At 41.1% G+C, this 6,773-nt stretch carries 6 protein-coding genes and 1 pseudogene; 4 read left to right on the top strand and 3 right to left on the bottom strand.

The features are described from left to right. Positions 1 to 377 (top strand): annotated as a pseudogene (locus tag Q0Z55_RS12320) (ion channel protein Tsx); the annotation flags it as partial. A gap of 95 nt (positions 378 to 472) precedes the next feature. Beyond that, positions 473 to 988 carry a GNAT family N-acetyltransferase gene (locus Q0Z55_RS12315; protein ID WP_297429198.1) on the top strand — a complete coding sequence of 172 codons (516 nt, stop codon included), beginning with the start codon at positions 473 to 475 and terminating at the stop codon, positions 986 to 988. Here the strand turns inward: Q0Z55_RS12315 and Q0Z55_RS12310 are convergent. Together Q0Z55_RS12310 and hpxO are read right to left on the bottom strand one after the other, a co-directional pair. Beyond that, positions 968 to 1,447 carry a DUF1877 family protein gene (locus Q0Z55_RS12310; RefSeq protein ID WP_297429195.1) on the bottom strand — a complete coding sequence of 160 codons (480 nt, stop codon included), beginning with the start codon at positions 1,445 to 1,447 and terminating at the stop codon, positions 968 to 970. The genes Q0Z55_RS12315 and Q0Z55_RS12310 overlap by 21 nt on opposite strands. A gap of 150 nt (positions 1,448 to 1,597) precedes the next feature. Next, a complete protein-coding gene (gene hpxO, locus Q0Z55_RS12305; protein ID WP_297429192.1) occupies positions 1,598 to 2,755 on the bottom strand; it encodes an FAD-dependent urate hydroxylase HpxO in 1,158 nt (385 codons plus the stop codon). Between the two features lie 183 nt (positions 2,756 to 2,938). Between hpxO and alc the strand changes: the two genes are divergently transcribed. Next, a complete protein-coding gene (gene alc / locus Q0Z55_RS12300) occupies positions 2,939 to 3,940 on the top strand; it encodes an allantoicase (RefSeq protein WP_297429189.1) in 1,002 nt (333 codons plus the stop codon). Between the two features lie 55 nt (positions 3,941 to 3,995). Continuing rightward, positions 3,996 to 4,490 carry an ureidoglycolate lyase gene (locus tag Q0Z55_RS12295; protein ID WP_297429186.1) on the top strand — a complete coding sequence of 165 codons (495 nt, stop codon included), beginning with the start codon at positions 3,996 to 3,998 and terminating at the stop codon, positions 4,488 to 4,490. A 211-nt stretch (positions 4,491 to 4,701) separates the two neighbouring features. On the opposite strand, the gene parE is transcribed toward Q0Z55_RS12295, so the two are convergent. Then, positions 4,702 to 6,582: a DNA topoisomerase IV subunit B gene (gene parE / locus Q0Z55_RS12290; protein ID WP_297429182.1), complete on the bottom strand. Its 1,881-nt coding sequence runs from the start codon at positions 6,580 to 6,582 to the stop codon at positions 4,702 to 4,704. Positions 6,583 to 6,773: the final 191 nt, after the last annotated feature.

Here is a 6,773-nt window from a genome sequence, read left to right as displayed (position 1 = left end):
TTTCTATGACTTTGTCTTTAAAATCTTTTGAATATCCCATATCTCTATTGTTCTATAGTTTTTAGGATTTGGCTATAGATAACGACAGTAAGTCAGGCAAAGATGATGATTATCAAATGACCATCACTTATGCGGTACCATTTAAATTAGGCAATGAAGATTTCCTTGTCGATGCCTTCTTTGATTGGTCAACTGCTGAAGATACCCATGCAAGTGAGCTAAATTGGACCAGTCAGTATAAATGGAATGTGGGTAAACACATTTCACCACAGACTAAGCTATATGTGGGTGTTGAACATTCAGTGTGGAAAAATAAATACGGCATTAAAGATGTTGACCAAAATGACGTGAGTGCTTTGGTCAAATATCACTTCTAAACCAACATATCATGTAGAAAAAGCAAGACTTCGGTCTTGCTTTTTTTATGCGCTGTTTTAGAGTAACTGCTACGCCTTTTTTAAGCTCTCCTGTTATGGCTTTTAGTTTACGTGCTGCCACTCAACAAGATCTTGCTGAGATCTTAGCAATTTATAATGCTGAAATTGCCAGCAATACCGCCAATTGGAACACCCAACCTTTTGAACTCAGTTATATGCAAAATTTCTTTACTGAGTTAAAACATCATAATTTTCCGCTCTTAGTCGCTGTTGAAGATACCAGCCAACAGATTGCAGCTTATGCCGATTACTCGTTTTTTAGCAAAAATAGCGGTTATATCTATACCGTAGAACACTCAGTTTTTGTAAAACCCGAATACCAAGGCCAAGGGCTAGGCAAGCGCTTAATGTTGGCTTTGATTGAGCATGCACAACAACAAAAACTGCATATGATGGTGGCCGCCATTGATGCAGAGAATACAGCTTCGATTCTGCTGCATCAAAAGTTAGGCTTTGTACAAACGGGGTACTTGCCTCAAATGGGCTTTAAATTTGGAACATGGCGCGATTTGGTCTATATGCAACTTCACTTAGAAGTAACTACCAACTAAGTGCTCGCCTTGTACAGCAACGACCACCAAATTATGTTCGGCGGCTTGATAATAAAAAGTTTGTAGTTGATTTAAGGCCAAACGTAGGCTTGCCAATACATCATCCACCGATTGATCAACTACAATATTGTTTTTGTGTAGCGCATGGATATGTTTTTCTTGAATAAATTCATTGACCTGTAGCGCATTTAAGACTTCATACACCTGTGCCACACGCACCGCAGTGTTATAGCTTAGAATCACATCTTGGCTTGGCTGGGTACTGAGTGGATGAATGGGCTGTAGCACTTCTTTTAATACCTGATGATTTTGTAGGTGAGCGTTTAAAGCAGGCCATGTGTTATCAAGCTGTAGACGATATTGAATCTGATCAGATTCAACAATATCACTTACACTTTGGTGATTTAAAATCAGCTGCTCAAGTGTATTGGCAGTAAAAGCTAGTAGAAGTTTTTGCATCATTTTTGTTCCTTATTGTGGATGCTTATGCTCTAGCTTAGCGCGTTTTGGTGTAGGCTTGGGCTGTGAATGTGTAAAAAAAAAGGGCATTATGCCCTTTGGCTGTAGTATGTTTTTATTGTTTTAGCTGCTTATTATTAGATTAATTTTTTAATCTAATGGGTTACCTACAATATTGCTCATAATGCCTTGCATAATGTGTGGGCCTTGCTCACGGCGTAAATCTGCATACCAATCTTCTGTGACAGCTTGGTCTTTCATATGCGTCACATCACAGCGTTTGCGCGCACGTAATAATAGCTCATTAGCACGGCTTTGACGTTTTTCTTGATAACGATACAGCGCATCTTCCACCCCTAAAGTATTGATTTGTAATGAGCGAGCCAAATAAATGGCATCTTCCATCGCTTGGCAACCGCCTTGTCCAATATCAGGTGTGGTGCTATGTGCGGCATCGCCTAAAATCACCACACGACCTTTATAAAATTGGCTAAACGGTTCAATGTCATGGATTTCAACACGATTGGTGCTGTTTTCATCAATTGCATCAATTAAGTTGTGTACAGGCTGACACCAATCTTTAAAATATCCTTTAAGTAAGTTTTTATAATCACAACGCTGTTGGTTTAAACCTGCCGGTAGTGGCACATCAAAGAAGAAGTAAAAACGCTGTTTGGCCACAGGCATGAGTGAAGCACGTTTACCTTGTGCTACAAATGTTGTCCATTGATCTGCAGGTGCTAAGTCTGGTGCAATCTCCACCAAACCATTCCAATTGACATAACCTGCATAACGCCGCTCTACGCTTTCACCTAATACATAACCACGGGTGAGCGAATGCGTACCATCTGCACCAATCACTACATCAGCTTCGGTGCTTGAACCATCGGCAAACTCTACCTGTACACGGTCCTGTTGTTGGCTAAGATTAGTCATCTTTTTAGCTAAATACAGGTTTTCTTGACCAAATTCTTGCATCAACATATTTTGTAAATCGGCACGTGATACAGGATAAGGGCGCTGACCGACTTCTTGAATTAAAGGTTGCAAGCTAAATTGAGTCATGACATCGCCATTTAAACCATCAATATAGGCAAGGTTGTCCATTTGACCACCTAACGCTGCAACTTTGTCAGTTAAACCTAAGTAATTTAAACACTTCACCCCATTGGACCATAACGAAATGGCCGCACCTACTGGGCGTATTGTTTCGGTTTGCTCATAAATACGCACCTGATGACCAAATTTTTTTAAAGCGATTCCTGCAGTGAGTCCACCCATGCCTGCACCAATAATCACAATTTCCATTTTATTTGCCTATTTATTAGTGGTTAATGTTGTGCTTTAAAGCGAAAACTATGCCATTTCTATCGCGCTGCATAGAAAAACTGACCAACTTGGCACACGCTGTGCTTTTTAAAGCCTAAATACGCATTGTTTTGGGCTGTGCTGCCCATGCTTGCAATTTTCAACAGCCTATAGGATAAAAATATGGCCACCTTACATGCTCCTGTTTTTGAATTACCCCATGCTTTGCAACCACTGACTAACTTGGCCGATGCCGCGATTGGCGCTAAGGTGATTGAATGTTCAGATGAATTTTTTGCCGAAGCCAAACGCATGTTACAAAGCGAAGCGCCAATTTTTGTTGAAGATAAATTTGACGATCATGGTAAATGGATGGACGGTTGGGAAACACGTCGTAAACGCCATGCCGGCTATGATTGGGCAATGATTGAATTAGGCGTGGCAGGTCAAATTAAAGCTTTGGATATTGATACCAGCTTCTTTACCGGTAACTATCCGGCATCGGCAATGGTAGAAGCATGTTATGCACCAGATGGAAACTTACAAGATGCAACTTGGTGCAGCATTTTAAGCAACACCGGCCTAGGTCCGGGACAACATCATATTTTTTATATTCAAGATGACAGCACTTATAGCCATGTACGCTTAAATATATTCCCAGATGGTGGTGTGGCGCGCTTTAGAGTCTATGGTGATGTAAAGCTTCAAATTGCCAATCATAATCAAGTCATTGATTTGGTTGCCCTGCAAAATGGTGGTCGGGTTGTGGCCTATAGCGATGCGCACTTCGGACATCCACGCAATTTAATTAAACCCAATCGTGGCATAAACATGGGAGATGGTTGGGAAACCAAACGTCGCCGTGCCCCAGGATTTGATTGGTGTATTTTGGCACTTGGTCATGCAGCGCATATTGAAAAAATTGAAATTGATACCGCACATTTTAAAGGTAACTACCCAGCTCAAGTGTCTGTGCAGGCCATTTATATTGAAGATGCTACCGACGCGCAATTAATCCCACAAAGTATGTTTTGGCCATTTTTACTCAATGCACAAGTGATGCAAATGGATCATGTTCATGACTATATTAATGAAGTTTTAGTACATGAAAAAATTAGCCATGTACGCGTGAATATGATTCCTGATGGTGGTATTAGCCGTATTCGTTTCTTTGGTAAAGTTTAAGCAAGGAGCTTGGCGCTTAACTTTAAATATTTAAGTGCCTTGTCTATAAAATACAATGCAAAAAATCCACATTCAGAACTTAACACATGCAAACTTTGCAGCTTTTGGCGAGGTGATTTCATGTCAAGGGCAACCATTTTTTTATATTAATGATGAGCGAACCCAGCGTTATCATGCACTTGCAGACACACAAATTTTAGGAGATGGTAAAGCCAGTATTAGTATTTTTCGTAATATGAAAGCAAGTAGCTTACCCGTGTCTATTTCAATGTTAGAGCGTCATCCTTATGGTTCGCAGGCTTTTATTCCCATGCATGGGCAACGCTTTTTGGTGGTGGTGGCAAAATCTAAAAATGAACATGAACCAAATTTAGATGAAATCTATGCCTTTATCACAGATGGTGCACAAGGGGTCAATTATCATGCAGGTACATGGCATCATCCTTTATTAAGCTTAGAAGCACCCAGTGATTTTGCGGTAGTTGACCGTATAGGTACAGGCAACAATTGTGATGTATACACCTTTTTACAACCTCATCAAATTGAATAAAACTCCCCTAAACAAGCTGCCTTTTTTTGCGGCAAAATTGAGGGGGAAAATCTGCTAAAAACCATGTATCAACACTTATTATGACTTAACAAAATCTAGTCCTACTATTGGTAAAAAATGTAAGTCTAGTACAGAGTAAGGGTTATTTTTTATGAGTATAGGACTAAGTTGCTTCATATTAAAAAAGCCCCATTATTTGGGGCTTTTAATATTACACAGCAATATCAGCAAGATTACCTTTTTGCTCTAACCATTGCTTACGGTCGCCTGAGCGTTTTTTAGCTAATAATTTATCTAACAAACTGGCGGTTAAGTGAATATCGTCTAAATCGAGTTGTACCAAACGACGAGTGTTTGGGTCCATGGTGGTTTCACGCAATTGACTAGCATTCATTTCACCTAAACCTTTAAAGCGCATAATTTGTGGTGCTTTGGTTTTGGCTTTTTTTAATACCGCTTCAAGTTCTGCATCATCAAGCGCGTAATAGACATCTTTGCCATCATCAATACGAAACAGCGGTGGCATAGCCACATATAAATGTCCAGCTTCAACTAAAGGTCTAAAATGTCGAACAAACAGCGCGCACAACAAGGTAGCGATATGTAAACCATCTGAGTCGGCATCCGCTAAAATACAAATCTTGCCATAGCGAAGTTCAGACAAATCATCACTGCCCGGATCGACCCCAATGGCAATCGCAATATCATGCACCTCTTGTGACGCCAGTACTTCGTCTGAAGACACTTCCCAAGTATTTAAAATTTTACCGCGAATTGGCATGATGGCTTGGAAGTTTTTATCGCGTGCTTGTTTAGCAGAACCGCCGGCTGAGTCACCCTCAACAATAAACAGTTCAGATTCATCTAGGCTATGCCCTACGCAATCGGCAAGTTTACCCGGTAGTGCAGGCCCTGACACAATACGCTTACGCTCGACTTTTTTAGCGGCTTTTAAACGACGTCCGGCTTTAGCAATCGCCATTTCGGCCAATTGTAATGCAATCTCAGAGTTTTGATTGAGCCATAAAGTAAAAGCATCTTTGGCAATATTTTGCACAATCGTTACTGCTTCACGGCTCGATAAACGCTCTTTGGTTTGTCCTGAAAATTGTGGCTCTTGTAATTTAAGCGACAAAATATAGTTGACCCCGTCCCACACATCTTCGGCTGAAAGTTTTAAGTTGCGGGTCAGTAAGTTACGTAACTCACAAAACTCACGCAATGCCTCCGTCACACCGGTACGTAAACCGTTGACATGCGTGCCACCTTGCGCGGTTGGAATTAAGTTGACATAGCTTTCTTGAACCTGCTCACCCCCTTCGACATTCCAACAAATGGCAAATTCGGCGCTGGCGCGTTCTGCCTCGCCGCTTGAAACAAAAGCAAGATGCGGCAAGATCTCACGATCTTGCAATTCATCCATTAAATAATCGACTAAACCATTTTCAAATTGCCATGTGATTTTTTCGTTATTGATTTCATCGACATAGTTAATTTGCAAACCTGCGGCCAATACAGCTTTGGCTTTTAAATTATGTTTAAGGGCTTTTAAGGCAAATTTAGGTGAATCAAAATATTTAGCTTCTGGCCAAAAATGTACCGTGGTTCCTGAAGCGCGTTTTGGGGCTTTACCTTCTAACACGGCTAAAGGTGCAACTGCTTCGCCATGTTCAAATAACATTTGATACAGATTGCCTTGGCGTTGCACACTCACTTCAACACGCGTCGATAACGCGTTGACGACAGAAATCCCGACCCCATGTAAACCACCTGAAAATTGATAGTTATCGGTGCTAAATTTACCGCCTGCATGCAGCTTGGTTAAAATAATCTCAATACCGCTTTGTCCATATTCAGGATGAATATCGACCGGCATACCACGTCCGTTGTCTTCAACCGACAAAGAACCATCTTTATAGACTTTAACGGTAATTTTATTGGCATGCCCTGCTAGTGCTTCATCTACAGCATTATCAATAACTTCTTGCGCTAAATGGTTAGGACGTGAAGTGTCAGTGTACATGCCCGGACGGCGACGTACCGGATCTAAACCAGATAAAACTTCAAGTGATTGAGCCGTATATTGAGACAAAGTAAGTTTTCCTTAATCTAGCATCAGATAAAAAATTGTAGCAACATAGCGATGGGCAATCGCTGCATAATCAAACGCAAGCATCCATCCCCACCGACTGTATGCGCTGGCTGCTGAGCACTTGAGCACTTGAGCACTTGAGCACTTGAGCACTTGAGCACTTGAGCACTTGAGCACTTGAGCACTTGAGC

The organism is uncultured Acinetobacter sp. (assembly GCF_947626835.1).
In the GTDB taxonomy this organism is placed as follows: Bacteria; Pseudomonadota; Gammaproteobacteria; order Pseudomonadales; family Moraxellaceae; genus Acinetobacter.
The sequence above is the reverse complement of the archived record's forward strand: the minus strand, read 5'-3'. Positions and strand labels throughout refer to the sequence as shown.